Here is a 26,664-nt window from a genome sequence, read left to right on the forward strand (position 1 = left end):
AGTAGATAATTGCAAAATTTAGTAAAAGAATACATTGAAAGTATATTAGAAACTAGCGTTGTTCTTGAGAAACCAAAAGATGTGTCTTTTGGTCATTATGCAACTCCTGTTGCATTCTCACTTGCCAAAGAATTAAGAAAATCTCCAATGATTATTGCAAATGATTTAGCCTTAAAATTTGAAAACTCAACTATGTTTGAAAAAGTGGAAGCAGTAAAAGGTTTTATAAACTTTAAACTTTCAGCTTCATTTTTACAAGAATTAGTTGATACTTCTTTAAAAAGTGGAAATGAATTTGCAAAAGAAGAAACAAAAAAAGAAAAAATTCTTTTAGAGTATGTTTCAGCAAACCCAACTGGTCCTCTTCACATAGGTCATGCACGTGGTGCAATTCAAGGTGATACAATTGCACGTGTTGGAAGACACTTAGGTTTTGATATTACAACTGAATACTATGTAAATGATGCAGGTTCTCAAATGGATATGCTAGGACTTTCTATTGCTTTAGCTGCTAGAGAATTTATCTTTAAAGAAGAAGTACAATACCCTGAAACTTATTATAGAGGTGAATACTTAGAAGAAATTGCGCCAGCAGTAATTGAAAAATTTGGAGCTGATGCACTAAGAGATGAATCTAGATATAAAGAAATTGCATTTTTCGCAAAAGATTTAGTTATGGATATTATCACAAGTGATTTAAAAGATTTAGGTATTGAGTTTGACACTTTTGTATCTGAAAAATCACTTTATTCTTCTTGGGATGAAACAAGAAAAGTATTAGAAAATAATGATTCACTTTATACTAAAGATGAAAAGGTTTGGATTCGTTCAACTAATATTGGTGATGATGTAGATAGAGTTGTTGTAAGAGATAATGGAGTTCCAACTTATCTTGCTGGTGACATTATTTACCATAAAAATAAATATGATAGAGGTTTTGACGAATATATTAATATTTGGGGAGCTGATCATCATGGTTATATCAAAAGAGTTAAAGCTGCAATTGAGTTTTTAGGAAATGATTCTTCTAAACTTGAGGTACTTTTATCTCAAATGGTTTCACTTTTAAAAGGTGGAGAACCCTACAAAATGTCTAAACGTGCTGGTAATGTCATTTTAATGTCTGATATTACAAAAGAGATTGGTTCAGATGCTTTAAGATTTGTATTTTTAACTAAAAAAAGTGATACGCATTTAGAGTTTGACTTAGATAGATTAACTAATCAAGATAGCTCAAACCCAATTTTTTATATTAATTATGCTCATGCAAGAATTAATCAAGTATTTAAAAAAGCAGAATTAACTTTTGATGATATTAAAGATGAAAGTTTTGAAAACTTAAATCAAGATGGTTTAAATTTAATTTATGAATCTCTATTATTAGGTTCAGTTCTAAATGAAGCCTTTGCAAAAAGAGAAATGCAAAAAGTTACTGAATATTTAACTTCACTAGCAGCATCTGTTCACAAGTTCTATAATGACCATAAGGTTGTAGGAAGTGCTGAACAGAATATGTATCTAAAAGCATTAAGTATGTCAGCTTTAAGTATTAGAGTTGGTTTAGATTTATTAGGAATAAAAGCTAAGGATAAAATGTAATGAAATGGTTTTTAATTATATTAGCAGTTGTTGTAGCAATTGCAATTTATACAGGTAATATGGGTGGCGCAAAAGATGCGGCTGGTAATTATAATAAAATCTTGAGACCTGCAAATTAAATTTTAGTTAAAAAAGAGAGAAGTTACTTCTCTTTTTTTTTAGTATTCTTCTTTATTGTCTAATTTACTTAGGAAATCTTCCATAGTATATTTAGCTCTATATTCTTCACTCATTAAGTGAATAAACATATCACCTAAATCGATAACTGTCCAGTTATCATCTTCATTTACTCTTAAGAATTCTTCACCCATTGGCTTTAATTCTTCTTTTAAGTAATTTAACAATGCAAATGCATGTTTTGAGTTTAATGTAGTTGCAATAACAACATAATCAACAATGTAATCTTTTGATGTTAAATCGATAACATCAATATTTTCTGCTTTTTTTTCATCTAAAAGCGCTTTAATAGTTTCTAGTCTATTCAAGAATTAACCTTTTTTATTTCTTTGAAGATTTATTATATCTTCTTTTATTTGTATAGGTATAAAGTTTAAATCAATTTTATCTCTAAGCTTAGTAGAACTAATATCAATATCAACTTTTAAGTTTTTAAACTTTGTAAAATTATTATCAATAAAACCACTTCTTGAAGCAACAACAAAATCAACTAAAGATTTGAGTTCTTCAATTCCCTGCCATTTATTTAAATCTTTTACATTATCAGCACCAATAATTAAATAAATCTTTGATGGTTTATATAAGTTTTTTAAATATTTGATAGTTTCAATTGAGTAAACAGCTCTTTTTTGTTTTACTTCATAATCACAAATTTCTACTTTAGAAGTCTTAGAAAAAACTTTTCTTAAAAGTTGTTCTCTAATATTTGGTTCGTAATTAAAGCTATTTTTAAAAGGGTTTAAATATGTAGGAACTACAATTAATTTATCAATATTAAGTTCTTTTAATGCCTCATTTACAATCGCTTCATGAGCTATATGTACGGGGTCAAAACTACCACCAAATACTGCAAGTCGCACCTAAATCATACCTTTATTATATACTTAAATAATATTATAGCAACTTTTGGATAAAATATCTACCAATTAAGATTTATAAAGGGAAAATATGGCTGTTAAAGTTGCAATTAATGGATTAGGAAGAATTGGAAGATGTGTAGCAAAGATAGTTGCTTCAAGAAATGATGTTGAATTAGTAGCAGTAAATGCTAGTGGTAGTGAAGATATGATTCAATATAACCTAAGATATGACACAGTTCATGGAAATAACCAAGATATAAAAGTTGAAGATGGTTTTATTACTATTGGAAATGATAAAGCTAAATTATTGGCAGAGCGTGATCCTGCTAAATTAGATTTTGCTTCTTATGGTGCAGACGTTGTTCTAGAATGTACTGGTGCTTTTTTAACTCAAGAAGCATGTCAAGCATATGTTGATAATGGTGTTAAAAAAGTTGTAATGAGCGCACCTGCAAAAGATGATACTCCAACGTTTGTAATGGGTGCAAATGAAGAGAAATATGAAGGTCAATCAATTGTTTCAAATGCTTCTTGTACTACAAATGGTTTAGCTCCAGTTGCTAAGGTTCTTGATGATACTTACGGAATTGAAAAAGGTTTAATGACTACAATTCATTCATACACTTCATCTCAACCAATTTTAGATGCAAAAGATAAAAAAGATCCAAGAAAAGGAAGAGCAGGAGCTACTAACTTAATTCCAGCATCAACAGGTGCAGCAAAAGCAATTGGAAAAGTTATGCCACATTTAAATGGAAAACTTAACGGTCAAGCAATTAGAGTTCCAACTCCAAATGTATCAATGGTTGATTTAACAGTTACACTTAAAAAAGATACAACACTTGAAGAAGTACAAGCTGCATTTACAAATGCATCAACTGGAAACTTAAAAGGAATTTTAGGAATAGATACAGAAGGAAGAGTAAGTTCTGATTTCAATGGTGAAACTTTATCAACTGTAGTTCCACTTGATACAATTCAAGTAATTGAAAATAATATGGTAAAAGTTCTTTCATGGTATGACAATGAGTGGGGTTACTCTACAAGACTTGTAGACATGGGTGTACACGTAGCAACAAACTAATTAGAAATTTTAATAAAGGCAAAAACATATGAAATTACAAGAACTTAAAAATATTGATATCTCCGGTAAAAGAGTATTTATTAGATGTGACTTTAATGTACCAATGGATGAGTACAATAACATCACTGATGACAGAAGAATTAGATCAGCTTTAAATACAATCAGATATTGTATTGATAACGATTGTTCAATTATCTTAGCATCACATTTTGGTAGACCAAAAGAAAAATTTGACCCTGAATTTTCATTAAAACCTGTTGCAAAAAGATTACATACACTTTTAAAACAAGATATTAAAATGGCTGAGCACATAGTAAGACAAGAAACTTTAGATCTTGCAAAAGCTCTTAAACCAGGTGAAATATTATTATTAGAAAACCTTAGATATAACGATGGTGAAAAAGAAAATGACCCTGTTTTTGCCGAAAAATTAGCTTCAATGGCTGATGTATTTATTAATGATGCTTTTGGTGTATCTCATAGAGCACATGCTTCTGTTGAAGGTATTGCTAAGCATTTCGATATTGAACATAAAGCAGCAGGTTTCTTACTTGCAAAAGAGATTAAATTTTTCCATCACATTGTACATGAACCTAAGCGTCCTTTTGTTTCTATTGTTGGTGGTTCAAAAGTATCTGGAAAACTTGAAGCATTATATAATTTAGTTCCAAAAGTTGATAAGATCTTAATTGGTGGAGGAATGGCCTTTACATTCTTAAAAGCACTTGGACATGAAGTTGGTAATTCATTAGTTGAAGAAGATTTAATTCCTGAAGCACTTAGAATTATGGAAGAAGCAAAAAAATTAGGTGTTAAACTTTATTTACCTGTAGATGTAGTTGCAGCTGAAGCTTTTGATTCAGAAGCAATTGCAAAACATGTAACAGTTCAAGAAATACCAAAAAATTGGATGGGACTTGATATTGGACCAGCAACTGCTCAGTTATTCTCTCTTGCCTTAAGAGATGCAAATACTATTTTATGGAATGGACCAATGGGTGTTTATGAAATGGACAAATTTGCAAAAGGTAGTACAAAAGTATCACATGCAGTTGCGTCTTCTTTTGCTACAACTGTTGTTGGTGGTGGTGATACAGCTGACTTAGTTAGAGTAACAGGTGATGAAGATGAAATGACATTTATTTCAACTGGTGGTGGAGCTTCTTTAGAATTAATTGAAGGAAAAATTCTTCCAGGTGTTAAAGCACTTCTAATAGAGGAATAAAAATGGCAATTATTGCTTCGAATTTTAAAACAAACCATACAAGAAAATCAACAGCTGATTTTATAAATAATGTAAATGATTTTTTAAATACAAATAGTATTAGTGAAGATGTATATGTTTTCCCAACAGCAACTTCTCTTGATACATTTGCTACTGTTTCAAATTTAACACTAGGAGCTCAAAATGCTTATGCAACAGCAAATGGCTCATTTACAGGTGAAATAGGAACAGAACAATTAGATGAATTTGGAATTAAAACAATTCTAATAGGTCACAGTGAAAGAAGACATGTTCTTAATGAATCTCAAGAAGAAATTGCAAAAAAATTCAGCTTTTACAGCGAGCTTGGATACAAAGTAATTTATTGTATTGGTGAACCTTTAGAGGTAAAAGAACAAGGTTTAGAGCAAACTTTAGAGTATATTTATGAGCAATTTGTAGGAATTGATACAAATTATGAAAATTTAATCTTAGCTTATGAACCTGTTTGGGCAATAGGAACTGGGGTTACTGCTACAAATGAAGATATAAAATCTGTTCATTCTGCAATTAAAGCAAGAATTGCAAAACCACTTTTATATGGTGGAAGTGTTAAAGTAGCAAATGTTCGTGAAATCTGTTCTTTAGATGGTGTTGATGGAGCATTAATTGGAACTGCTTCTTGGAAAGTTGAAGATTTTAAACAAATTATTGAAAATACAAAGGATTTATAGATGTTTATGAAGGGTAAAAAAGGGGTAATTCTAGGAGTTGCTAATAACAAATCAATTGCTTACGGAATTGCAAAAGCTTGTGCAGATCAAGGTGCCGAAATTGCTTTTACTTATTTAAATGATTCTTTAAAGAAAAGAGTTGAACCAATCGCAGCAGAATTTGGAAGTGAAAATTTAGTATATCCTTGTGATGTATCAAATCCTGATGAAATTAAAGCTTTAAAAGAATCTTTAGAAAAAGATATGGGTCAAATTGATTTTATTGTTCATTCAATTGCTTTTGCTCCAAAAGATGGTTTAACTGGAAGATTTTATGATATTCCAAAAGCGTCTTTTGATATTGCTATGGATGTTTCTGTATATTCATTAATTGAAGTAGTTCGAGAACTTAAACCAATTATGAGTGATAATTGTTCTGTGTTAACTCTGTCTTATTATGGTGGAGTTAAATATATTCCAAACTATAATTTAATGGGAGTTGCAAAAGCAGCTTTAGAAATGACTACAAAATACTTAGCTGAAGATTTAGGAAAAGATGGAATTAGAGTAAATGCTATTTCAGCAGGTCCAATTAAAACTCTAGCAGCAGCTGGAATTGGTGAGTTTAGATTTATGCTTAAATGGAATGAAGCTCACTCACCACTTAAAAAGAATGTAACAACAACTGAAGTTGGAAACTCTGGTATGTACTTACTTTCTGATTTAAGCTCAGCAGTAACGGGTGAAATTCATTATGTTGATTGTGGATTTAATATTATGGGAATGCCTGCAACTTCATTTGATGAAAATGGAAAACAACAAATTGCATGGAATGGTGAAAATTAAATATAAAGTATAAGCTTTAGCACAATACCTGCGTTGTCTAGGAAATTCAAAACAATCACATACTTTAGTATGCTCTTGCTTTGAATTTTCTCTCCGCCTTGGTCTTGTACAAAATCTTACACTTTCTAATATTTATTTCAAACAGAAGAAAAGAAGAAATTTTAATTTAGAATTCTAAAAATTCTAAATTAAAATTTTAATAAATAGAAAATGAATAAAGAAATAGGAAAGTTATAAAAAATGAATATAGATTTTAAAGAATTAGCAAATAAATACCAAACACCATATTATGTATATGATTTTGATCATATAACAACTCAGTATGAATCTTTAAAAGGTGCTTTTAAAGCAAGAAAATCACTAATAGCATACGCAGTTAAAGCAAACTCGAATCTTTCAGTTATTAAACATTTAGCACAACTTGGAGCTGGAGCAGATTGTGTATCAATTGGTGAAGTTAAACGTGCATTAAAAGTAGGTATTGTTCCTTATAAAATTATTTTCTCAGGTGTTGGAAAAATTGATTCTGAAATTAAAGAAGCTTTAGAATTAGATATTTTAATGATAAATGTTGAAAGTGCAGCTGAATTAAACAGAGTTGAAACAATTGCTAAAGAGCTTGACAAGAAAGCTAGAATTTCAATTAGAGTAAATCCAAATATTGACCCACAAACACATCCATATATTTCAACAGGATTACATGAAAACAAATTTGGTGTTGATATTGATACTGCAAAAAGAATGTATATTCAATGTAAAAACTCTGATAACTTAGACCCTGTTGGAATTCACTGTCATATTGGTTCTCAGTTAACTGAGCTTACACCAATTAAAGAATCTGTTAAAATAGTTGCAGATTTAGTAAGAAATTTAAGTGCTTTAAATATTGATTTATCATTTATTGATATTGGTGGTGGTTTAGGTATTGTTTATGATGATGAAGTTTTAATTGATGTAAATGATTATGCTCAAAGTGTATTAGAAACTATGTTTGGCTTAGATATTACAATTGTATGTGAACCAGGTAGGTCATTAGTTGGAAACTCAGGTGCTTTTGTAAGTAAAGTATTATATGAAAAAGTAAATGGTTCTAAAAGATTTATTATTGTTGATGGGGCTATGAATGATTTAATTAGACCAGCACTTTATAACGCAAGCCATAAAGTTGAAGTGTTAAATGACAATAAAGAGTTCACAGATTGTAACTTAGTTGGTCCAATTTGTGAAAGTGGAGATTTCTTCGCTAAAAATATTGAATTACCACAAACAGAACATAATGATTTAGTTGTTTTATATTCTGCTGGTGCATATTGTTTTACAATGGCTAGTAATTATAATACTAGAGGAAAAGTTGCAGAAATTGCAATTGAAGATGGAAAAGATAGATTAATTAGAAAAAGAGAAACTTTTGAAGATATTATTGCTTTAGAAGAAGAGTTTATAAAATAATCATTATCAAAAAGGATTAGAATGAATGAAGTAGGACTAGACGCTTTAAGAGATAAACTTGATAATATTGATAATGAATTATTAAAATTAATCAATGAAAGAATGGAAATTGTTCACCAAGTAGGAGTAGTAAAAGCTCATAGTGGTGGTGCAATTTACAGACCTGAGCGAGAAAAAGCTATTATTGATAGATTAGAAAGTCTTAATAATGGTAAACTAAATAGAGCAGCAATTGAAGCACTATTTTTAGAAATATTTGCAATTTCAAGAAATCTGGAATTACCTGAAAATGTAGCTTATTTAGGACCAGAGGGAAGTTTTACTCATCAAGCAGCTGAAGCTAGATTTGGAGCTATGAGTTCATATGTTTCTATTTCATCAATCAAGGGAATTTTTAGAGAAGTTGATACTAAAAAAGCAAGATTTGGTGTAGTTCCTATTGAAAACTCTTCAAATGGAATAGTAACAGATACAATTAATTGTTTAAATACATATAATCTTAAAATTATTGCAGAAGTTGTACTTGATATTCACCATACTTTAGCATCAACTTGTGATAAAATTGAAGATATAAAAAGAATATATTCAAAAGATATTGCTTTTGAACAATGTAGAAAATTTCTTTCAAATTTTGGACTTGATGAAGTTGAGCATATACCAATTGAATCAACAACTAAAGCTGCAAAAATTGCAGTAAATGAACCAGGTAGTGCTGCTATTTGTCCACATGTTGGTGCAAAACTACATAACCTTCCAATTTTATTTGAAAATATTGAAGATAAAGACAATAATAAAACTAGATTTTTTATAATTAGCGATTTTGAAAATGGACAAAGTGGAAATGATAAAACATCTATCTTGGTTACACTTTCTGATAAACAAGGTGCATTAGTTGAATTTTTAACTGATTTTAATAAAGTAAATATTAATCTAACTAAAATCAAATCACATATTGTAGAAGGAAATTCAATTTTCTTTATTGATTTTGATGGTCATAAAGATGACGAAAATGTAAAAAAAGTATTATCAAAATATGATGGGAATGTTAAGATTTTAGGATCTTATGTAAAAGAAATAAACGATATTTAATAGAATATATAAATATAGGAAAATAAATGAATTTTAATAAAGTATTAGACAATGTTTCAATTTATGAAGCTGGGAAACCAATTGAATTAGTTGTACGTGAATATGGAATAAACCCTAAAGATATTATTAAACTAGCATCAAATGAAAACCCTTATGGAACATCTCCAAAGGTTACAAAAAAGATACAAGAAATTGCAGGAAATATGTTTGTATATCCTGATGATTCTATGTATGAATTAAAAGATGCTCTTAGCAACAAATTTGAAGTAAAACCTTCAAATGTAATTGTTGGATCAGGAAGTGACCAAATTTTAGAGTTTTGTGTTCATGCAAAATGTGATAAAGACTCAAAAGTTTTAATGAGTAAAACTACATTTGCAATGTATGAGATTTATGCAAAGCAAACAGGCTCAAGTGTTATTAAAACAGTAGACGATGAACATAATTTAGAACAATTTTCTGCTATGTATAAAGAGCATGGGGCTGATATTATTTTCCTTTGTTTACCTAATAATCCATTAGGTGAATGTTTAGATAAGGATGATGTTTATACATTTTTAGAAACAATAGATAAAGATACATTAGTAGTAGTTGATGGTGCTTATCAAGAGTATGCATCTTTTAAAGATGAAAAGAAAAGAATTAATCCAAAAGATTTAATTAATACTTTTCCTAATTGTATTTATTTAGGAACATTTTCAAAAGCATATGCACTTGGTGGAATGAGGGTAGGTTATGGAATTGCTCAAGAAGATATTATAAAAACTTTATACAAACTTCGAGCACCTTTTAATATTACTACTTTAACACTAGCAGCTGCTATTGAAGCTCTTAAAGATGAAGAGTTTGTAGATAAATGTATTGCTTTAAATTTTGAAGAGATGAATAGATATGAAGAATATGCAGAACAAAAAGGTTTTGATTACATTGATTCATATACTAACTTTATAACGCTAAAATTTGGAGATTTATTCTCATCTAAAGAAGTTGCACAAAACCTACTAGAACTTGGAGTAATTGTTCGAGATTTAACAGGTTATGGTGTAAATGCAATTAGGATTACTATAGGTTCAAAAGAACAAAATACAAAAGTATTTGAAATCTTAGATGAAGTACTAGAAAAATTAAAATAGTATCTGGAAATAATATGAATATAAAAGATAAATCACTAGAAGAATTAGAACAAGTTTCACAAGATATTAGAGATAGAATTATTGATGTAGTATCAAGAAAAGGTGGACATTTCTCTTCTACTTTAGGAGCAGTTGAATTAACTGTTGGGATGCATAAGGTTTTTGATGCATTTAGTGATCCTTTTATATTTGATGTTTCTCACCAATGTTATCCTCATAAACTGTTAACAAATAGATGGGATGAGTTTGAGACAATAAGACAATTTGGAGGAATGAGCGGTTTTACAAAACCTAATGAATCTGATGCTGATTACTTTATTGCAGGACATAGTTCAACTTCAATTTCTCTTGCTGTTGGAGCTGCAAAATCTATTAAACTTAAAAATGAAGACAGAATCCCCGTTGTAATGATTGGAGATGGTTCAATGACAGCTGGTATGGTTTATGAAGCTTTAAATGAACTAGGAGATATTAAACTACCTGTTGTAATTATTTTAAATGATAATGAAATGTCAATTGCTAAACCAATTGGAGCAATATCAAAACATCTTTCAAAACTTCTTGCAGGTAAAACTTACCAAGGCTTTAAAGGTAGAGTTGATAATTTTATTAAAAATAATATGCCAGAAGGTACTACATATATAGCAAAAAGAATGGAAGAAGCTATGAAGCTTATTACTCCTGGAATTTTGTTTGAAGAAATGGGTATTGATTATATAGGTCCAATTGATGGGCATAATTTAGAAGAAGTAATTGATACTTTAGAGCTTGCAAAAAATATGGGGAAACCTGTAATTGTTCACGCAAGAACTGTAAAAGGTAAGGGTTATGAAATAGCAGAAGGTCAACATGAACATTGGCATGGAGTAGGTCCTTTTAATATAAACGATGGCGCTTTTATTAAAAAACCTGCACCTAAAGCTGCAACTGCTGTTTTTGCAGATGCTTTATCAAGTCTTGCATGTAAACATGAAAATGTTGTAGGAGTTACTGCTGCAATGCCAAGTGGTACAGGTATAAATAAACTTATGGAAAAATTCCCAACAAGATTTTGGGATGTAGCAATTGCTGAGCAACATGCAGTTACATCAATGGCTGCAATGGCAAAAGAAGGTTTTAAACCTTTTATTACTATTTATTCTACTTTTCTTCAAAGAGGTTTTGATCAAATAATTCATGATGTTTGTTTAATGGATTTACCAGTTGTATTTGCAATAGATAGAGCAGGAATTGTAGGGAATGATGGAGAAACACATCAAGGTGCTTTTGATATTTCTTACTTAAGATTTATTCCAAATATGATTGTTTTTGCTCCAAGAGATAATGAAACTCTAGAAGAGGGATTAGCATTTGCTTATACTCTAAAAAGCCCAAGTGCAATAAGATATCCAAGAGGAGCTTTTACTCCTGTTGATTTCCCTGTTATTCCTTTTGAATTAGGAAAAGCCCAAGTTTTAAAAGAAGGTAAAAGTAATAAGCTATTTATTGGTTATGGTGCAGCAGTAGGACGTGCCTGTGAAACTGAGAAACTTCATAGTGAAGATATTACAATTGTAGATTTAAGATTTGTTAAACCACTTGATATTGAGTGTTTAAAACAATTAGCAAGTAAATATGATGATTGGTATGTTTTTTCTGATTCACAAAAACAAGGTGGAGTAGCAAGTGCAATTTTAGAATTTCTAAATGAAGAAAATATTCAAAATATTAAACTTACTTCTTTTGAATATAAAGATGATTTCATAGATCATGGGGATACTAAAATAGTTGAAGAAAGTTTAGGATTATTACCTTCTCAACTAGTTACAAAAATAAAATAAATGAATGATAAATTAAGTGAGTTATTAAATAAAGATACAAATAATGAACTTTTAGAATATATTAAAAATGCATTAGATAAAAGCGATGAATCACCTTTTTGGAAAGAGAAAATTCTTCCTTTTGTTGATGCAATTCTTTCTGTTTTATTCCCTCTTAAAGAACAAAATCTTCTTTTCACACCTGAAGGAAAAATAGAAAAAGAATTAAATCAAGATTTATTTTATAAGTGGACTGACTTAATATCACTAAGAACACTAGCTTTTACTTTAGAAATCAGTAATGAAAAAAATTCACTTTGTAGAACGTCTTATAAAGATGTTAATTATTCAAAAATAGATTTAGAAAAATTAGGAAAGTATCTAAGTTCGTATAAAGTAAATCTTATAGATGAGGATAATTTAGATTTTCCTGTAGGTAATTATAATTTACATACAGGAATGGTAACTATAATCAAGTCTCTTTTTTAAAGCTTTTTATCGTGGTTTAATTCAGAAGTTTAACTTCTGAATTTTATCATATCCATATACGTCATTATAAAATGATAATTTACCATTATTAACTTGTGCTGTTTGATATGTTAGGTGAATAGGTAGTTTTTTATTTAGTCTAATTGTATCTGTTTTTTGGCTATCATAAATACCTCTAACTTTTTTATATGAATACTTTGTATAGTTTGTTGATAAATATTTCATTAAACTAACTGGATGCTCTAATCTAATACAACCATGACTAGTAAATCGTATTTTTTGTTTAGAAGATTTAAATCTCCATGTACCAATTGTATCATGCATATATACAGCGTAGTCATTTGGGAAAATAAACTTCATTCTTCCCATTCCATTTGTTCTTGATGGAAGTTGAATAAATTTATATGGAATATATTTAACATTTTTCTTTAAATATTTTTTCCATTTTACATCACCCCATTTGATTTTTTTAGAATCAAGTCTATAGTTTTTTCTAATAACTATATTTTTCTTTCTAAGATAGTTTCTATCTTTTAAAGCTTTTGGAATAATACTACTTTTAGCAATTGAATCTGGGATATTCCATGTTGGATTCACAATAAAATATGCTAATTTACTAGAAAGCACTGGCGTTTGTGCATCTGGAGCACCAACAACTGTTCCAAAAGTTTTTGTTCTTTTACCCTCTTCATAAAATGCGAAGTTGTATGTAGGTACATTTAGTTGGATAAAGTTATCACTATTTGAATACTTTAAAAGTTTAAGTCTTTCTATATTTAATCTTAATTTATCTTGTTTTGATTGTGATAAAGAAGAATCATTTAGTTTTTTAATTAAAGCAAAAAACTGTGGGTGTTTTGGTGTATAAGTTTCCAAGATTGAACTAACACTTTGAGTATTTGAAGAAAACTTTTCTAATAGTTTTTCTTTATTTATATCAACATTATATACTTCATAATCTTGATTTGCATCTCTATATTTTCTTTTTCTTAACTCTTTTTTAAATGCAGATTGATTGATACAAGAATTACTTAAATTTTTCGTATATTCATAAAAAAGCTCTTCTAATTTTTTTGACTTTTCTGTAGGGTTATCTAATTGTAAAATATTTTGATAATCAGCTTCACTTCCACAAATTGAAGCATATTTATCATTTTTTAATATCTCTAAAAACTCTATTTCATTTGCTTTAAGATTTATAGTAGGAGTTTTTTCTACATTTTTAACTTCTTGAATCTTTACATCTTTAATAACTTGTTTTTGTATTGAGTTATTTACAGCTATATTATTAGATGTTGATACGTCTTGTTCTACAATTTTATTTGTACAACCACTAACTAGTGCAAGAATTGCAATAGTTGATAAGATATTTGATATTTTCATTAATAGTCCACCATTGGTTAGTTATTTTGAGCATTATATCTAAAATAGGTAAACAGTTTATTAATATAACTATTCATATTATTAATAAAAATAAGTGTAAATTGAAATTAATAATTGATTATATATCGGTAAATAGGTGATTTATGAGGATTATGTGTATTTATAATTATTATAGTATAATAAAATAATTTTTATAAAAGTGGTGCTCACATGGTTAAAAACATTTCAACTAAAAAACGTCTAATACTTAATTTAGTATTAACACAAATAGGATTTGCAATTATAAGCATTGTTGCAATATTAAGTCATTCTAAAATTATAGCAATTGTTACAGTAAATATAATTTTTGCCATCATTATTACGTATTTTACTATTTCATCTATGAATAGAATAATAGGTGGAATTGATAGACTTAAAAAATATATAGATGACTTAATGGAATTTGCTTTTTTTAGAACAAATCGTATTAAAAAAGCTGAATATATTAAAAATGATGAAATTGGTGCTATTTTACATGAATTAAATCAATATGTTGATAAATTTGATTCAATGAGAAAAAAAGATATGCATGTTTTAGGTGAAGTTGTAATTGCATTAAATAAAGTTTCTCAAGGAATTTACACTTCAAGAATTCATGCTGATTCACAGAACTTTATGATAAGTACGCTTAAGAGAATTGTAAATACAACTCTTTTAACTACTGATAAGAATATGGAAGAGCTTGTTGCTATTATGGATAAATATGCAAATCAAGATTATCGTGACCAGATGGAAATAAATCCTATCTTAAAAGGTAAAATGCTTATTACAATGCAACAAATAAATAAATTAGGTCAAGAGTTAAATGATAATGCTAAACTTAATTTAAAAAATGGAACAAAGTTAGAAAGTAATTCTATTAGTATGCATAAGTCTGTTGAAAATTTATCTGTTCGAGCAAATGAACAAGCAGCTTCTTTAGAAGAAACAGCAGCAGCTATTGAAGAAATTACATCAATAACAAAAAACAATAATGAAAATGCAATGAAAATGGCAGAACTAAGTAAAACTGTCAAATCTTCAGTTGAACAAGGTGAAAGATTAGCAAAGCAAACAACTTCATCAATGGATGAAATAAATCAAAAAGTACAATCTATAAATGAAGCAATAAGTGTAATTGATCAAATTGCTTTTCAAACTAATATATTATCTTTAAACGCTGCAGTAGAAGCCGCAACTGCAGGAGAAGCTGGTAAAGGGTTTGCTGTAGTTGCAGGTGAGGTTAGAAATTTAGCAACAAGAAGTACTCAAGCAGCAAAAGAGATAAAAGATTTAGTTGAGAATGCTAGTTTCAAAACAAGTGAAGGTAAAAAGATTTCAGATGAAATGAGTGAAGGATATAGCAACTTAAATGAATTAATATCTCAAACAATCACTATTATCGATGATGTAAGTACTGCATCAAATGAGCAATTAACAGGAATTGAGCAAATTAATGATGCAGTATCTGTTTTAGACAAGGTAACTCAAGAAAATGCTAATGAAGCCAATAGTGTTGCAGTATTTGCAGATGAGACACTTTCAATGGCGCAAGTTTTAGTTCAAGATGCTAAAAATAAGAAAGTGAATTAGGAAAAAACTATGGAAAAAGAAATGATTTTAGATGATTTTGCATTTTTAGTAAGTGAAACTGATGAAAAAGGACTTATAAACTTTGCAAATGATGATTTTTGTAATTTAGCAGAATATTCAGTTGATGAACTAATTGGTAAACCTCATAATATAGTACGACATAAAGATATGCCAAAAGCTGCATTTAAAGATTTATGGGAAACTGTGCAAAGAGATGAAGTTTGGAGTGGTTTTGTTAAAAACTCAACTAAGTCAGGTAATTATTATTGGGTATTTGCAACAGTTTTTCCAACAATTACATCTGATGGAAAAAAAGGTTTCTTATCTTGTAGAAGAAAAGCTACAAGAGAAGAAATTGAAGAACATACACAATTATATAAAGATTTAATTTTAAAAGAAAAATAAATCATTTTATAAAAATAAAAGAGACAAAATTTGGATACTAATAAATCAAACTTAAAACGAGAAAAAGCAAAAGCTGCAATAATAAATCTATTTATAGGGGATGCCTTATCAATGCCTGTTCATTGGTTTTATAATCGCTTTGATATTTTAAAAGCTTTTCCTCCTTATGGTATTACAAAAATGCAAGCTGCTCCTTCTTTTCACCCAAGTTCAATAATGAATTTACACTCTACAAAAAATGGTGGAAGAAAAAATAAGAAAAATAATCTAGAAAAAGAAGTAGTAGGCGATATTATCTTAAAAGGCAAGAGTCATTTATGGGGTAAAGCTAATATTCATTATCATCATGAAATGAAAGCAGGTGAGAATACTTTAAATGCTTGGTGCGCTAAATGGCTTATGCAAAGTCTAATAAAACAAGATGAATACAATTATAAAGATTGGGCAGAAGAGTATATTGATTTAATGACTTCTTCTAAACCTAATCATCCAGATACTTATGCTGAGAGTTATCATAGAGAGTTTTTTGCTAATTACTCAAATGGTAAAGAAGCAATAAAATGTGGAGGACTAACACATGATACTCCTTCAATGGGAGCACTTGTTAGTGTAAGTATTTTAGCTTTGAGTTTATTTTCATCTAAATCTTTAGAAGAAGTAATTAAAACTTGTCAAGAATATGTTTTTTTAACGCATCCTGATGAAGGCTTAATGTATGTAGTAAAAAGCTATGTCATTTTATTACATAATTTACTTAATGAAACTTCTAATGTTGAAATTCTTAATGAAATAGATAAAGCAGCAAGCGTAATTCCTAAAACTAAAATATCTAAACTTATTAGTTTAGATAAAGATGACTCTTATGTTCTAGGACAAAAATATTCACTTGCTTGTTATATTACAGACTCTTGGCCTAGTGTTTGTTATTTGGCATCTAAATATTATGAAGATCCTAAAAAAGCTTTACTTATTAATACAAACCTAGGTGGTGAGAATGCTCATAGAGGTTCTGTTTTAGGTTCTATTGTTGGATTAACTTCGAATAAATTTGATGAAGATTTATATAAGAGTTTAGAACAATACGAAAACTTAGATTTATTAATCAATCAGTGGCTTAACAAGTTTTATCCATAAAAACTTTTAGTTTTTCAACACAAAGTCCCATTGCTGTACTTTCGTAGCCTTTTACACTTTTAATATATGGCTTACAAAAACCTTCAACCATAATAGCACCTGCTTTTCCAAAGCATTCACCTGATTTAATATATTCTTCTATATGTTTTTCATCAAACTTTTCAAATAAATATGTAGTAATTGAAATATCTATTAGCTCTTTATGTTTTGATTTATAAATCATACAAGTAATTACAGAGGTTTCATTTCCACTTTGAAGTTCTAGCATTCTTCTAGCATCTTTTTCATCTTTTGCTTTTCTTAAAAGCAGACCATTTGATGTAACTACACTATCTGAAACTAATAAAGGCATATCTTCAATGCCATATTTTTTATATAATTCGTTGAATTTTCCCTTTGTTGCTTCATAGCAAAATGATTTTGGATTTGTAGTTTTTATACTATCTTCATCAAAACTTCCACCATTTTGAATAAAGTTGATATTTGCATTATTTAATATTAAAGCTCTAGTAGGTGAGTTTGAACCTAGTCTTATCACGAGATACCTTTTTTTATTTGAATTATACACAATTTGTATATAATAGCTTTTTAAAAATACGAAAAATTATAGGAATAAATATGAATATAGTAATAATTGGAGCAGGTGGAATTGGAGCTTATTATGGAATGATATTACATGAAGTTGGATGTAATATTACTTTTGTAGCAAGAGGTTTGAATCTAGAATATTTAAAAAAGAATAAAATGAAAATGACTCATCCAAATTATGTAATAGAAGATAAAATAAACACTTTAAGTATAGAAGAATTAACAGCTTTAAATCCAAGTGATTTTGATGCAATAATAATTGCCACAAAAGCTATGAGTACAGAAAATATTTCAATAAAATTAGCAAAATGGATAGAAAATAGCAAAGATATTCCATACTATATATCACTACAAAATGGTGTTGAAAATGAAGATATCATGCAAAAATATTATTCTAAAGATTTTGTAATAGGGGGACTTACTAGACTTATTGTTTCACATACTGTATCTTTAGGTCATGTTCATTGTTCTGGTGAAGTTCAGACATTAATAGGTGCACTAAATCATACAAAAGAGAATGCTATTTTTTTAAATGAATTAAAAATCATTTTAGATAAAACACAAACAAGTACATTTATTTGTGAAGATATTAAACTTGAACTTTGGAATAAACTTATTATAAATAATGGTGTAAATGCAATTTGTGCTTTAATACAAGAAGAATCAGGTCCTTTATTAGAAAATGAAAAAACATCAAAATTAATTTATGGACTAATGAGTGAAGCAGCACTTGCCTCAAATGCAGTTGGCGTTAACCTTACACAAGAAGATGCAAATAAAATGTTTGAACTAATGAAAACTTTTCAGTCTGTAAAACCATCAATGTGGGTTGATACTCAAAACAACAGAGACCTAGAACTAGATGAAATCTGTGGAGTTGTTATCAAGAACTGTGAAAGCCAAGGTTTTGATGCTCCTTATACTAGAAGTATTTCTACTGTATTAGAATTCTTATATGCAAAAAGAAGAGTTAAGGAATAGTTTCTATATTCACTAACTCTATTCTATTACAGTCTTTTTTAAACAGTTTTCTAGCTGCTGCATCTTCTTCTGCTAGTGCTAAAATATCAGGAAAATCATCTTTTTGAACTTCAAGTTTATAAAACTGCTTTACAGTTTCAATTTTAAAAGCTTCATTTGATTCTTCATTTGAAACAAGATGAATATTTCTAAAACCTTTTGCAAACTCATTTTTTATTACTTTTACAATTTTTTCATTCTCTAAAAGCTCTTTTAAACTAATCTCTTTATTTACATCGTTTTTACATAATAATTTATATGTAACTTCAATTTTTCCATTCACAAGTATGTCCTTATTTGTTTTCATGTTTTATTATATTTAAAAATAATAAAAAGAGAAAAATTTATAACAATATGTAAGATTTTATGTATAATGTCAAAAAAATCAAAGCGATTATATGAAATATTTTATTTACTTAACTCTTGCAGTTTTATTTTGGTCTGGAAATTTTGTTTTTGGACGAATGGTTTCTAGTGAAATAGCAGCAATAGAACTATCATTTTTTAGATGGTTCTTTGTATTTCTAATTTTATTACCATATTTAATATATAGATCTAAACATATTATGAAATTCTTTAAAAAAGATTATCTTATTCTTATGATTTTTGGAATTATTGGAGTTGCAGGTTTTAACACTTTTTTATATCTAGGATTAAAGACTACAACTGCTACAAATGCATTATTAATTAATTCTAGTATTCCAATAATGATTATAGTTTTATCTGCGTTTATTTTAAAAACTACTATTACTAAAATACAAGGCTTAGGAATCATTCTTTCAACTCTAGGAGTAATTTTTTTAATACTAAAAGGAAGTATTGAAAATATAATCAATCTACACTTTACTCATGGGGATTTATGGATACTGTTTGCTTGTGTGAATTGGGCTTTATATACGGTACTTTTAAAATATAAACCCAAAGAATTAAATGCCTTAGATTTTTTAAGTATTACTGTTTTTATAGGAATAATAGCATTAAGTATTGTTTATTTTTATGCAGGTTATAGTTTTGATTTAGCTGTATTTGAAAATGGCAAGGTTTTATATTCATTGATTTATATGGTTGTTTTTCCTTCATTATTATCTTTTTATTTTTGGAATACAGCAATTGTTGAGATAGGTGCAAGTAGGGCAGGGCAATTTACACATTTAATGCCAATTTTTGGGGCAATATTAGCTTTTATTTTTCTAGGTGAAAGATTAGAAATGTATCATGTTTTTGGTATCTTATTTATAGCTCTTGGTATTTATTTATCAATTTTCCTAAAAAAAGTATAGTTTATTATGAAAATTCTTACAAGTATTGCGGGTTTATTAATTTTCTTTTCTTTTTTATTTACTATCTTTTCTTATTTTTATAACCCACAATTACTCATATATGCAAGTTTAGCAGCTTGGCTTGCACTTATTATATTGTTTACATCAATAGTAAAGAAAAAGATGCTTTTAATCCTTTTTTTCTTAAGTTTACTTGCCTTTATTATTTCTTTATTAAATGGTTTTGAAATAGATTTTATAAAAGTCTTTACAGTAAATCAGTACTTACTAACATTACTAATTGGTGTTGGGTTTTTAAGGCTTATTGCAATTCCTAAAAAAGATAAGCAAAACAAATTACCAATAGGAAAAGAGTCTTTTTTCAAAACATATTTAGGTGTACATTTATTTGGATCAGTTATTAATCTTTCTTCTTTAGTTTTAGTTGCTGATAAATTCTATAAAAAAGGTCCTTTGACTAATACTCAAATAATTTTGCTAACAAGAGCTTTTTCTTCAGATGCATATTGGTCACCATTTTTTGTAGCTTTTGCTGCAGTTCTAACTTATACACCAAATTTAAATGCTTCTATTATTTTTGTAAATGGTCTTTTTTTAGCATTGATTGCTTTTTTAATTACATATTTAGAAATAATTAAAAATAAAGAGTTTAAGATAGATGAGTTCAAAGGCTATCCTTTATCTTTTGATAGTTTATATCTGCCTTTATGCTTAGCTTTTTTAGTACTTCTTACAAATCATTATTTCCCACAAATTAAAGTAATAGTTTTAGTATCTTCTTTTGCTTTACTTCTTACACTATTTACACTTCCTATTAAGAAAGGTTTTAAAGAAGCTATAAAGCAGTTAAATACTCATATAAGTAAAGAACTTCCAAATATGAAAATGGAAATGTCACTTTTTCTAATAGCAGGAATGTTTGGTATTTCAATTGGTTCAATATTAATAGGTTTAAATCTAAGTTTACCTTTTGAAGTATTTGATTGGATAATTGCTTCTATTCTTTTAGCAATATTTATTATCTTAGCTTTTGTGGGAATTCATCCAATAATTACAATTGCAATTATTGGTGATTTTTTAAGTAGTGTTAATCATACACTATTAGCAGTAACATTTCTAATGGCTTGGTCAACTACGGTTTCTACATCACCATTTAGTGGCTTAAACTTAACAATAGTTGCTAGATATAAAGTTGAAGGTTCTAGAATATTTAAATTAAATATAAAGTATGCACTTAAGATGTATATAATATGTGTTTTATGTTTATTTATTTTATCTTCATATTTACAAATATGATAAAATCATACAATTATCATATCACTATTATATAATTTTTATGTAAAAGAGGTAGATGCAAACTCATTTGTATCCTTTCTGCTTCCTAAATTATAAATCTTTTGTATTTACCTTGCTTTTACTTTTACTTACAAAACTCTTTTTAAATCAATATATAATTCTTCTTGATGTCCAATATGCTTTTTTATAAAATGGTTTATCCACTTTTGAAAACTTAACACCCTTTATTGATGCATGCATAAAGTCACCATTTCCCATATATACTCCAACATGTCTATCTACTTTTCCTGTTTTGAAGAAAATTAAATCACCTAATTCTAGATTAGATTTTTTTACTTCTTTTCCAACTTTTACTTGTGTTCTAGTACTTCTTGGAATTTTAATATCAAATTTTTCTTTATAAATTCTTTGTGTAAAAGCAGAACAATCAATTCCTTTTTTTGAGTTTCCTCCAAATCGGTATTTTACATGTTTCCATTCATTATAAAAATCCATGAACTCTTGGTTCATATCTTTTACATCATTTTCTGTTATAGTTTCATCTGCTTCTATTAATTTTTTATATTCTTCTGGTGTTATAATAGGTTCATATTTTACTTCAGTTTTTTCTGCTTGCTCATTTTTAACTAAAAGATTGGCATTTTGAGCTTTTGAATCTGTATTATTTTTGTATAATGTATTCTCTACGTAAACTTCTGATTTGCTTTGACAGCCAATAAAAAATAAAAATAACGGTAAAGCTAAATGTGATTTTTTAATCATTTTCAATCCTTTTTATACTTGTTCTATAAGTCATTTTATCGTTTTTTTACTTAATCAATAATTCTCTTAGATTTCCAATAGTGTCTGTTAAAGTAGATATTATTAAGCTTTGAGATTGTTACACCCTTACTTGTAGAAGCATGCATAAACTTTCCATTATCAATGTATATGCCAACATGACGGGAGTTTTTACCTGTTTTAAAAAAGACTAAATCCCCATATTGAAGCTGTGATTTTTTTACAGTTTTTCCTATTTTTGATTGATGAAGTGTTGTTCTTGGTATTTTAATATCAAGGCTTTGCTTATATGCTTTTTGAATAAATGCTGAGCAATCTATTCCACTTTTACTATTACCTCCAAATTTATACTTAACACCTTTCCATTCTTTATAAAAGCTACTTAGACTTTTATTTATATAAGTAGTATTAGTTTTGTATTCTTGAATTGTCTTTTCTAATGAAGCACTAGGATAAGTTAAGGTGTTTTTTTTTAAATTTATTTCTTTTTGTGAACATCCTGTAAAAAAAAGAAAAATAGAAAATATAAAAATTTTTAAATACATGATACCCCTACATATTTTGTTTAATAATGATTAATAGTATTATCATATAATAAAATATAAAATTTTCTAATAAAAAGGATAACATAATGAAGTATATTTATCTAATAGGGGTTGTTTTTTTCTTTAATGCTTGTAGTGCTACAAATTATAATAGCATAACAAATTATATTGATTTAAAAAAAGAAAGAAAACAATTTACAAATAGCATGTGTAGTTTTAATTCTTTTATTATTAATAGTCAAACACCTAAATATGGAAAGATTTTTATTGAACATGTAGAATTAAATACTAACTGTGAATGGAATGGATTTAGTAGGTCATATTTTGATAATTTATTTAAAGAAAAAACTCATGTAAAAAGTATGGTAGCTGTTGAAAGAGTAGATTTTGAAAATTTTGAGTTTAGTACTTATTTAATTAATGATAAATATATCCTAAATCTAATATCTGAGTTTTCAGGTTCTAAAAGTGTTTTTACTCTTGATTATAAAGGTCTACTTTTTAACGAGATGATTAAAAAATTTGATAAAAATTATGTAAGTGTCTATTTGGAAAAACCTAGATTCTCTTCAAATTATAATAGTAGTTTAGTAAATCAAAATATAGTTAAAGATTATTTTAATAAAGAGATTGAAGAGTTATAATATTTTTGATATACAATTTTTGCACAATATTTACTAATAATACAAAATAGTTAATTAAGGAGTTTAAATGTTAAAAAGTATATTTTTATTAATTACAACAGTTATATTATTTACAGGTTGTCATAGATTACATCCAATTGTATCAGCAGCAGTTATAGTTCCTGCAGTAATAATTAGTCCTTTTGTACATAAACCTTATCACAGAGGTTATTATAATCATCGGGGTTATCATCACAGAGGATATAGAGGGCATCGTAGATAGCCTTTTCTTCTTTAAAGAAAAAGATTTTAAGAGGACTAAAATCCTCTTAAAGTAATACCAAAATAAATAGCTACAATTCCTAGTACAATATTTAAAGGTATATAATACTTTGCAATAGGCATAAGAGCATTTTTTGCACCTAAAAAATCACCAGATATAAAAGCTTTTTCAGCTTTATTTCTTTTTATATAAATAGTTATAAAAACTATAGTCATAACAGTCCATATAGCTTCTTTAGCAATAACAAATGAGTATAAAGGTGTACCTTTAAATTCTAAAGTTAAAATCAAAATAATAGCAGTTATAAGTAATATTATAATTGCTGGAATAACCATATTAAAAAATCTTTTTAAATTTTCTAGTGTTCTTTCTAATTTTATTTTAGGTTCTACTATATTTTGCATTGAATAATGAACTGCAAATCTAATTGCAATCATTCCTCCAACCCATAATACAGCAGAGATTACATGTAAAAAAACTACAAAAGATAAAAATGTTGTTGATTCAGTCATCTTTATTTCTTATAAATTTGCTTTTGCATATTCTAATGCAGCAAGTTTAGCTTCTTCAATTTTTGATACATCTTTTCCACCAGCCTGTGCAAAATCAGGTCTTCCACCACCTCCACCACCAACGATTGGAGCAATCTCTTTAATCCAGTTACCAGCTTTAATATTTGTATCTTTACTTCCAGCAACAAGCATTACTTTTTCACCCTTTGCTTGAAGTAATAAAACAGCTACTTTATCATTTGCATTTTTTAAATCATCTACAATTTTTTTGATATCACCATTTTGAACTACATCAACAACAACTTTTACATCACCAATCATTTCTTCAATAATTGGTGCTGCTGTTTGGCTTTGTGCAAGTTCAACTTCTTTTTTAAGCTCTTTGATTTGCTCTTTTAATTTTTTTATACCAGTAATTGCATCTTGGTTTTTAACTTCTTCTTGAACTTCTTGATATTTTTTTATAATTGAATTTGTATATTCAATTGCAGCTAAACCACAAACAGCTTCAATTCTTCGAACTCCAGCGCTTACTCCTGATTCTTTTGTAATATAAATTGAACCAATATCAGAAGTATTATTTACGTGAGTTCCTCCACAAAATTCTACTGAAACATCATCAAAGCTTACAACTCTAACACTATCACCATATTTTTCACCAAACATAGCAATTGCACCTTTGTTTTTAGCTTCTTCAATTGGTAATTCTTCAACATTACCTTTAATACCTCTTGCAATCATAGAGTTAACTAAATCTTCAACTTCTTTAATTTGTTCTTGTGTCATTGCCTTAGCATATGTAAAGTCAAATCTTAATCTTGAAGTGTCATTTAAAGAACCAGCTTGTGCAACAGTATCGCCTAAAACCATCTTTAGTGCTGATTGTAAAAGGTGTGTTGCACTATGATGTTTTTCAATTTCATTTCTATTTACTACAACGGCTTGAACATTTTCACCTTTTTTAAGTGTTGACTTTTCAACTATTACTTTTGAAAGATTAATATCATAAAATTTTGAAGTTTCAACTACTATTGCAATATGTTCATTGTCTTCTAAAGCTCCAGTATCTCCACTTTGTCCACCAGAAGTTGCATAAAATGGAGTGTTGTCTAACATAACCCATCCTGTTTGGCCTGCTTCTAAAGTATCAACTTCTTGAAATTTCTCATCAAGTAAAGTTACAATTGTAGAATTTTCAAATGTTTTTTCATATCCTACAAAATTGTTTTTACCATATTTTTCAAGTAAAGATTTAAAGTCACCTTCAGATGCAGTATCTCCACTACCTTTCCAAGCAGCTTTTGCTTTTGCTTTTTGTTCGCTCATTAATTCATCAAATTTAGCATTATCAACTTTTAAGTTTTTATCTCTTAGCATATCTTCTGTTAAGTCTAAAGGAAAACCATAAGTATCGTATAATTTAAATGCTACTTCGCCTGAGAATATTTCTTTAGTTTTTGCTAATTCATCATTAAAGATACTCATACCTAAATCAATAGTTTTAAAGAATCTTTCTTCTTCTAGTGTTAACTGCTCTTTTATATAATCAGCTTGCTCTTTTAATTCACTGTAGTGTGAACCTAAAATATCACATAATGTATCATATGCTTGTGCTAAAAATGGTTTTCTAAACCCTAATAAATATCCGTGTCTAACTGCACGTCTTAGAATTCTTCTAGAAACATAAGGTCTTCCTTCATTTCCAAATAAAATACCTTGAGATAACATAAATGATGTTGCTCTTAAGTGATCTGCAATTACTCTAAATGAACCAATATTTTCATCAGTGATTTGTTTCTTACTTAATTCTTCTATTTTTTTAATTATTGGTTGGAAATTAGATGAATCAAAGTTATTTAAAACACCTTCTTTAATAGCAATAACTCGCTCTAACCCCATACCTGTATCAATCGAAGGTTTTGGTAAAGAAGTTCTTGTGATTTTTCCATCTTTATCTTTTGTTTGCTCATATTGCATAAATACAAGGTTCCAAATTTCTAGGAATCTATCACCTTCTCCACCTAAATAATCTTCATCGCTTGAGAAGTGTTCTTCTCCTTGATCATAGAAAATTTCAGAACATGGACCACATGGACCAGTATCACCCATTGACCAAAAGTTTTCTTTATCATCAAATCTTTTGATTCTATCTTCTCTAATATGTTTTTTCCATATATCATAAGCTTGATCATCATCATCATGAATTGTAACCCACAATTTATCTATTGGTAATTCTAGATTTACAGTTATAAATTCCCATGCATAAGCAATTGCTTCTTCTTTAAAGTAATCAGCAAATGAAAAATTTCCTAACATTTCAAATAGTGTGTGATGACGTGCTGTATATCCAACATTCTCTAAGTCATTATGCTTACCACCAGCTCTTACACATAACTGACATGAAGTTGCAGTTGGGTTTTGTGGTCTTGGTATTGCACCTGTAAATATATCTTTGAATTGAACCATACCAGCATTTGTAAACATAAGTGTCGGGTCATCAGGAACTAATGGCATTGATGAAACAATGTCATGTCCTTTGTTTTTAAAAAATTCTAAGTACTCTTTTCTAATATCCATAAAATCATCCGTTTTAAATTTAAGTCAATTATTTTATCCAAAAATTAATTTAGGCAAGATTAGTAGTAAATATATTAATGCAGTAAAACTTGTTTTAAGTTATTACAAGGTATCATGAGAAAGTTTAATTTAAAAAATTATACTAACTTGAAGAAAAAATAAAACACTTAATAATAAAGGAAATA

26 protein-coding genes and 1 pseudogene are annotated in these 26,664 nt (G+C 28.1%); 18 read left to right on the plus strand and 9 right to left on the minus strand.

The window, feature by feature from the left end:
• The first annotated feature begins 9 nt into the window (after positions 1-9).
• On the plus strand, positions 10-1,599 hold the full coding sequence (gene argS / locus LPB137_RS01615; RefSeq protein ID WP_076083497.1) for an arginine--tRNA ligase: 1,590 nt from the start codon (positions 10-12) through the stop codon (positions 1,597-1,599).
• 158 nt (positions 1,600-1,757) lie between these two features.
• Here argS and rsfS read toward each other — a convergent pair whose 3' ends face one another.
• Both rsfS and nadD read right to left on the minus strand, forming a co-directional pair.
• A complete protein-coding gene (rsfS, locus tag LPB137_RS14000; RefSeq protein ID WP_083657055.1) occupies positions 1,758-2,084 on the minus strand; it encodes a ribosome silencing factor in 327 nt (108 codons plus the stop codon).
• A 3-nt stretch (positions 2,085-2,087) separates the two neighbouring features.
• Positions 2,088-2,636, minus strand: a complete 549-nt coding sequence (gene nadD / locus LPB137_RS14005; RefSeq protein WP_083657057.1) for a nicotinate (nicotinamide) nucleotide adenylyltransferase — start codon at positions 2,634-2,636, stop codon at positions 2,088-2,090.
• Positions 2,637-2,724: 88 nt separating this feature from the next.
• Here nadD and gap point away from each other — a divergent pair, with 88 nt between their 5' ends.
• The 9 genes from gap to LPB137_RS01665 all read left to right on the plus strand — a co-directional run bounded on the left by gap (position 2,725) and on the right by LPB137_RS01665 (position 12,442).
• Entirely contained in the window at positions 2,725-3,720 is a 996-nt protein-coding gene (gene gap, locus LPB137_RS01625) for a type I glyceraldehyde-3-phosphate dehydrogenase (protein ID WP_076083500.1), read from the plus strand.
• A 28-nt stretch (positions 3,721-3,748) separates the two neighbouring features.
• Complete coding sequence (locus LPB137_RS01630; protein ID WP_076083503.1) at positions 3,749-4,945, plus strand: phosphoglycerate kinase; 1,197 nt, start codon at positions 3,749-3,751, stop codon at positions 4,943-4,945.
• 2 nt (positions 4,946-4,947) lie between these two features.
• Positions 4,948-5,658, plus strand: a complete 711-nt coding sequence (locus tag LPB137_RS01635; protein WP_076083506.1) for a triose-phosphate isomerase — start codon at positions 4,948-4,950, stop codon at positions 5,656-5,658.
• Entirely contained in the window at positions 5,659-6,483 is an 825-nt protein-coding gene (fabI, locus tag LPB137_RS01640) for an enoyl-ACP reductase FabI (RefSeq protein ID WP_076083508.1), read from the plus strand.
• A gap of 240 nt (positions 6,484-6,723) precedes the next feature.
• The gene (gene lysA / locus LPB137_RS01645) at positions 6,724-7,932 is read left to right on the plus strand and encodes a diaminopimelate decarboxylase (RefSeq protein WP_076083511.1); all 1,209 of its coding nucleotides are present in this window, start codon (positions 6,724-6,726) and stop codon (positions 7,930-7,932) included.
• Positions 7,933-7,953: 21 nt separating this feature from the next.
• A complete protein-coding gene (pheA, locus tag LPB137_RS01650) occupies positions 7,954-9,021 on the plus strand; it encodes a chorismate mutase (RefSeq protein WP_076083513.1) in 1,068 nt (355 codons plus the stop codon).
• Between the two features lie 26 nt (positions 9,022-9,047).
• Entirely contained in the window at positions 9,048-10,154 is a 1,107-nt protein-coding gene (gene hisC / locus LPB137_RS01655) for a histidinol-phosphate transaminase (protein WP_076083516.1), read from the plus strand.
• 14 nt (positions 10,155-10,168) lie between these two features.
• Positions 10,169-11,974 (plus strand): 1-deoxy-D-xylulose-5-phosphate synthase, encoded by a 1,806-nt coding sequence (gene dxs, locus LPB137_RS01660; RefSeq protein ID WP_076083518.1) that lies wholly within the window; start codon positions 10,169-10,171, stop codon positions 11,972-11,974.
• Positions 11,975-12,442 carry a hypothetical protein gene (locus LPB137_RS01665; protein WP_076083521.1) on the plus strand — a complete coding sequence of 156 codons (468 nt, stop codon included), beginning with the start codon at positions 11,975-11,977 and terminating at the stop codon, positions 12,440-12,442. It begins immediately after the preceding gene.
• Between the two features lie 21 nt (positions 12,443-12,463).
• Here the strand turns inward: LPB137_RS01665 and LPB137_RS01670 are convergent, their stop codons facing one another.
• Positions 12,464-13,825, minus strand: coding sequence for a L,D-transpeptidase family protein (locus LPB137_RS01670; RefSeq protein ID WP_076083523.1), 1,362 nt, complete (start codon positions 13,823-13,825; stop codon positions 12,464-12,466).
• Positions 13,826-14,830: 1,005 nt separating this feature from the next.
• Here LPB137_RS01670 and LPB137_RS14785 point away from each other — a divergent pair.
• The 3 genes and pseudogenes from LPB137_RS14785 to LPB137_RS01685 all read left to right on the plus strand — a co-directional run.
• Positions 14,831-15,436: pseudogene (locus LPB137_RS14785) on the plus strand (methyl-accepting chemotaxis protein); the annotation flags it as partial.
• A 9-nt stretch (positions 15,437-15,445) separates the two neighbouring features.
• Positions 15,446-15,841, plus strand: a complete 396-nt coding sequence (locus LPB137_RS01680; protein WP_076083528.1) for a PAS domain-containing protein — start codon at positions 15,446-15,448, stop codon at positions 15,839-15,841.
• A 30-nt stretch (positions 15,842-15,871) separates the two neighbouring features.
• Entirely contained in the window at positions 15,872-16,975 is a 1,104-nt protein-coding gene (locus LPB137_RS01685; RefSeq protein WP_076083531.1) for an ADP-ribosylglycohydrolase family protein, read from the plus strand.
• On the opposite strand, the gene maf is transcribed toward LPB137_RS01685, so the two are convergent.
• Positions 16,956-17,513, minus strand: coding sequence for a septum formation inhibitor Maf (gene maf / locus LPB137_RS01690; protein WP_076083534.1), 558 nt, complete (start codon positions 17,511-17,513; stop codon positions 16,956-16,958). The genes LPB137_RS01685 and maf overlap by 20 nt on opposite strands.
• 80 nt (positions 17,514-17,593) lie before the next feature.
• On the opposite strand from maf, the gene LPB137_RS01695 reads away from it, so the two are divergent.
• Complete coding sequence (locus LPB137_RS01695) at positions 17,594-18,544, plus strand: ketopantoate reductase family protein (RefSeq protein WP_076083538.1); 951 nt, start codon at positions 17,594-17,596, stop codon at positions 18,542-18,544.
• On the opposite strand, the gene LPB137_RS01700 is transcribed toward LPB137_RS01695, so the two are convergent.
• Positions 18,534-18,866, minus strand: a complete 333-nt coding sequence (locus LPB137_RS01700; RefSeq protein WP_076083541.1) for a hypothetical protein — start codon at positions 18,864-18,866, stop codon at positions 18,534-18,536. The two genes, LPB137_RS01695 and LPB137_RS01700, sit on opposite strands and share 11 nt — an antisense overlap.
• 115 nt (positions 18,867-18,981) lie before the next feature.
• On the opposite strand from LPB137_RS01700, the gene LPB137_RS01705 reads away from it, so the two are divergent.
• On the plus strand, positions 18,982-19,863 hold the full coding sequence (locus LPB137_RS01705) for a DMT family transporter (protein WP_076083543.1): 882 nt from the start codon (positions 18,982-18,984) through the stop codon (positions 19,861-19,863).
• 6 nt (positions 19,864-19,869) lie between these two features.
• The gene (locus LPB137_RS01710) at positions 19,870-21,159 is read left to right on the plus strand and encodes a tellurium resistance protein TerC (RefSeq protein WP_076083546.1); all 1,290 of its coding nucleotides are present in this window, start codon (positions 19,870-19,872) and stop codon (positions 21,157-21,159) included.
• Between the two features lie 147 nt (positions 21,160-21,306).
• Here the strand turns inward: LPB137_RS01710 and LPB137_RS01715 are convergent, their stop codons facing one another.
• Positions 21,307-21,921: an NlpC/P60 family protein gene (locus tag LPB137_RS01715; RefSeq protein WP_083657059.1), complete on the minus strand. Its 615-nt coding sequence runs from the start codon at positions 21,919-21,921 to the stop codon at positions 21,307-21,309.
• A 50-nt stretch (positions 21,922-21,971) separates the two neighbouring features.
• The gene (locus LPB137_RS01720) at positions 21,972-22,484 is read right to left on the minus strand and encodes a C40 family peptidase (RefSeq protein ID WP_076083549.1); all 513 of its coding nucleotides are present in this window, start codon (positions 22,482-22,484) and stop codon (positions 21,972-21,974) included.
• An 86-nt stretch (positions 22,485-22,570) separates the two neighbouring features.
• Between LPB137_RS01720 and LPB137_RS01725 the strand changes: the two genes are divergently transcribed.
• Both LPB137_RS01725 and LPB137_RS01730 read left to right on the plus strand, forming a co-directional pair.
• Complete coding sequence (locus tag LPB137_RS01725) at positions 22,571-23,128, plus strand: hypothetical protein (RefSeq protein ID WP_083657061.1); 558 nt, start codon at positions 22,571-22,573, stop codon at positions 23,126-23,128.
• A 67-nt stretch (positions 23,129-23,195) separates the two neighbouring features.
• Complete coding sequence (locus LPB137_RS01730; RefSeq protein WP_076083554.1) at positions 23,196-23,390, plus strand: hypothetical protein; 195 nt, start codon at positions 23,196-23,198, stop codon at positions 23,388-23,390.
• A 35-nt stretch (positions 23,391-23,425) separates the two neighbouring features.
• On the opposite strand, the gene LPB137_RS01735 is transcribed toward LPB137_RS01730, so the two are convergent.
• Positions 23,426-23,902 carry a hypothetical protein gene (locus LPB137_RS01735; RefSeq protein WP_076083558.1) on the minus strand — a complete coding sequence of 159 codons (477 nt, stop codon included), beginning with the start codon at positions 23,900-23,902 and terminating at the stop codon, positions 23,426-23,428.
• A 9-nt stretch (positions 23,903-23,911) separates the two neighbouring features.
• The gene (gene alaS, locus LPB137_RS01740; protein WP_076083561.1) at positions 23,912-26,479 is read right to left on the minus strand and encodes an alanine--tRNA ligase; all 2,568 of its coding nucleotides are present in this window, start codon (positions 26,477-26,479) and stop codon (positions 23,912-23,914) included.
• Between the last annotated feature and the right edge of the window lie 185 nt (positions 26,480-26,664).

It is taken from the genome of Poseidonibacter parvus (genome assembly GCF_001956695.1).
GTDB classification, from domain to species: Bacteria; Campylobacterota; Campylobacteria; order Campylobacterales; family Arcobacteraceae; genus Poseidonibacter; species Poseidonibacter parvus.

Excerpts from the sequence above, each read along its gene's own strand:
- gap (WP_076083500.1), top strand. The coding sequence starts at position 2,725 with ATGGCTGTTAAAGTTGCAATTAATGGATTAGGAAGAATTGGAAGATGT.
- LPB137_RS01630 (WP_076083503.1), top strand. The coding sequence starts at position 3,749 with ATGAAATTACAAGAACTTAAAAATATTGATATCTCCGGTAAAAGAGTA.
- LPB137_RS01635 (WP_076083506.1), top strand. The coding sequence starts at position 4,948 with ATGGCAATTATTGCTTCGAATTTTAAAACAAACCATACAAGAAAATCA.
- fabI (WP_076083508.1), top strand. The coding sequence starts at position 5,659 with ATGTTTATGAAGGGTAAAAAAGGGGTAATTCTAGGAGTTGCTAATAAC.
- lysA (WP_076083511.1), top strand. The coding sequence starts at position 6,724 with ATGAATATAGATTTTAAAGAATTAGCAAATAAATACCAAACACCATAT.
- pheA (WP_076083513.1), top strand. The coding sequence starts at position 7,954 with ATGAATGAAGTAGGACTAGACGCTTTAAGAGATAAACTTGATAATATT.
- hisC (WP_076083516.1), top strand. The coding sequence starts at position 9,048 with ATGAATTTTAATAAAGTATTAGACAATGTTTCAATTTATGAAGCTGGG.
- dxs (WP_076083518.1), top strand. The coding sequence starts at position 10,169 with ATGAATATAAAAGATAAATCACTAGAAGAATTAGAACAAGTTTCACAA.
- LPB137_RS01665 (WP_076083521.1), top strand. The coding sequence starts at position 11,975 with ATGAATGATAAATTAAGTGAGTTATTAAATAAAGATACAAATAATGAA.
- LPB137_RS01670 (WP_076083523.1), bottom strand. The coding sequence starts at position 13,825 with ATGAAAATATCAAATATCTTATCAACTATTGCAATTCTTGCACTAGTT.
- LPB137_RS01680 (WP_076083528.1), top strand. The coding sequence starts at position 15,446 with ATGGAAAAAGAAATGATTTTAGATGATTTTGCATTTTTAGTAAGTGAA.
- LPB137_RS01695 (WP_076083538.1), top strand. The coding sequence starts at position 17,594 with ATGAATATAGTAATAATTGGAGCAGGTGGAATTGGAGCTTATTATGGA.
- LPB137_RS01705 (WP_076083543.1), top strand. The coding sequence starts at position 18,982 with ATGAAATATTTTATTTACTTAACTCTTGCAGTTTTATTTTGGTCTGGA.
- LPB137_RS01710 (WP_076083546.1), top strand. The coding sequence starts at position 19,870 with ATGAAAATTCTTACAAGTATTGCGGGTTTATTAATTTTCTTTTCTTTT.
- LPB137_RS01715 (WP_083657059.1), bottom strand. The coding sequence starts at position 21,921 with ATGATTAAAAAATCACATTTAGCTTTACCGTTATTTTTATTTTTTATT.
- LPB137_RS01720 (WP_076083549.1), bottom strand. The coding sequence starts at position 22,484 with ATGTATTTAAAAATTTTTATATTTTCTATTTTTCTTTTTTTTACAGGA.
- LPB137_RS01725 (WP_083657061.1), top strand. The coding sequence starts at position 22,571 with ATGAAGTATATTTATCTAATAGGGGTTGTTTTTTTCTTTAATGCTTGT.
- LPB137_RS01730 (WP_076083554.1), top strand. The coding sequence starts at position 23,196 with ATGTTAAAAAGTATATTTTTATTAATTACAACAGTTATATTATTTACA.
- LPB137_RS01735 (WP_076083558.1), bottom strand. The coding sequence starts at position 23,902 with ATGACTGAATCAACAACATTTTTATCTTTTGTAGTTTTTTTACATGTA.
- alaS (WP_076083561.1), bottom strand. The coding sequence starts at position 26,479 with ATGGATATTAGAAAAGAGTACTTAGAATTTTTTAAAAACAAAGGACAT.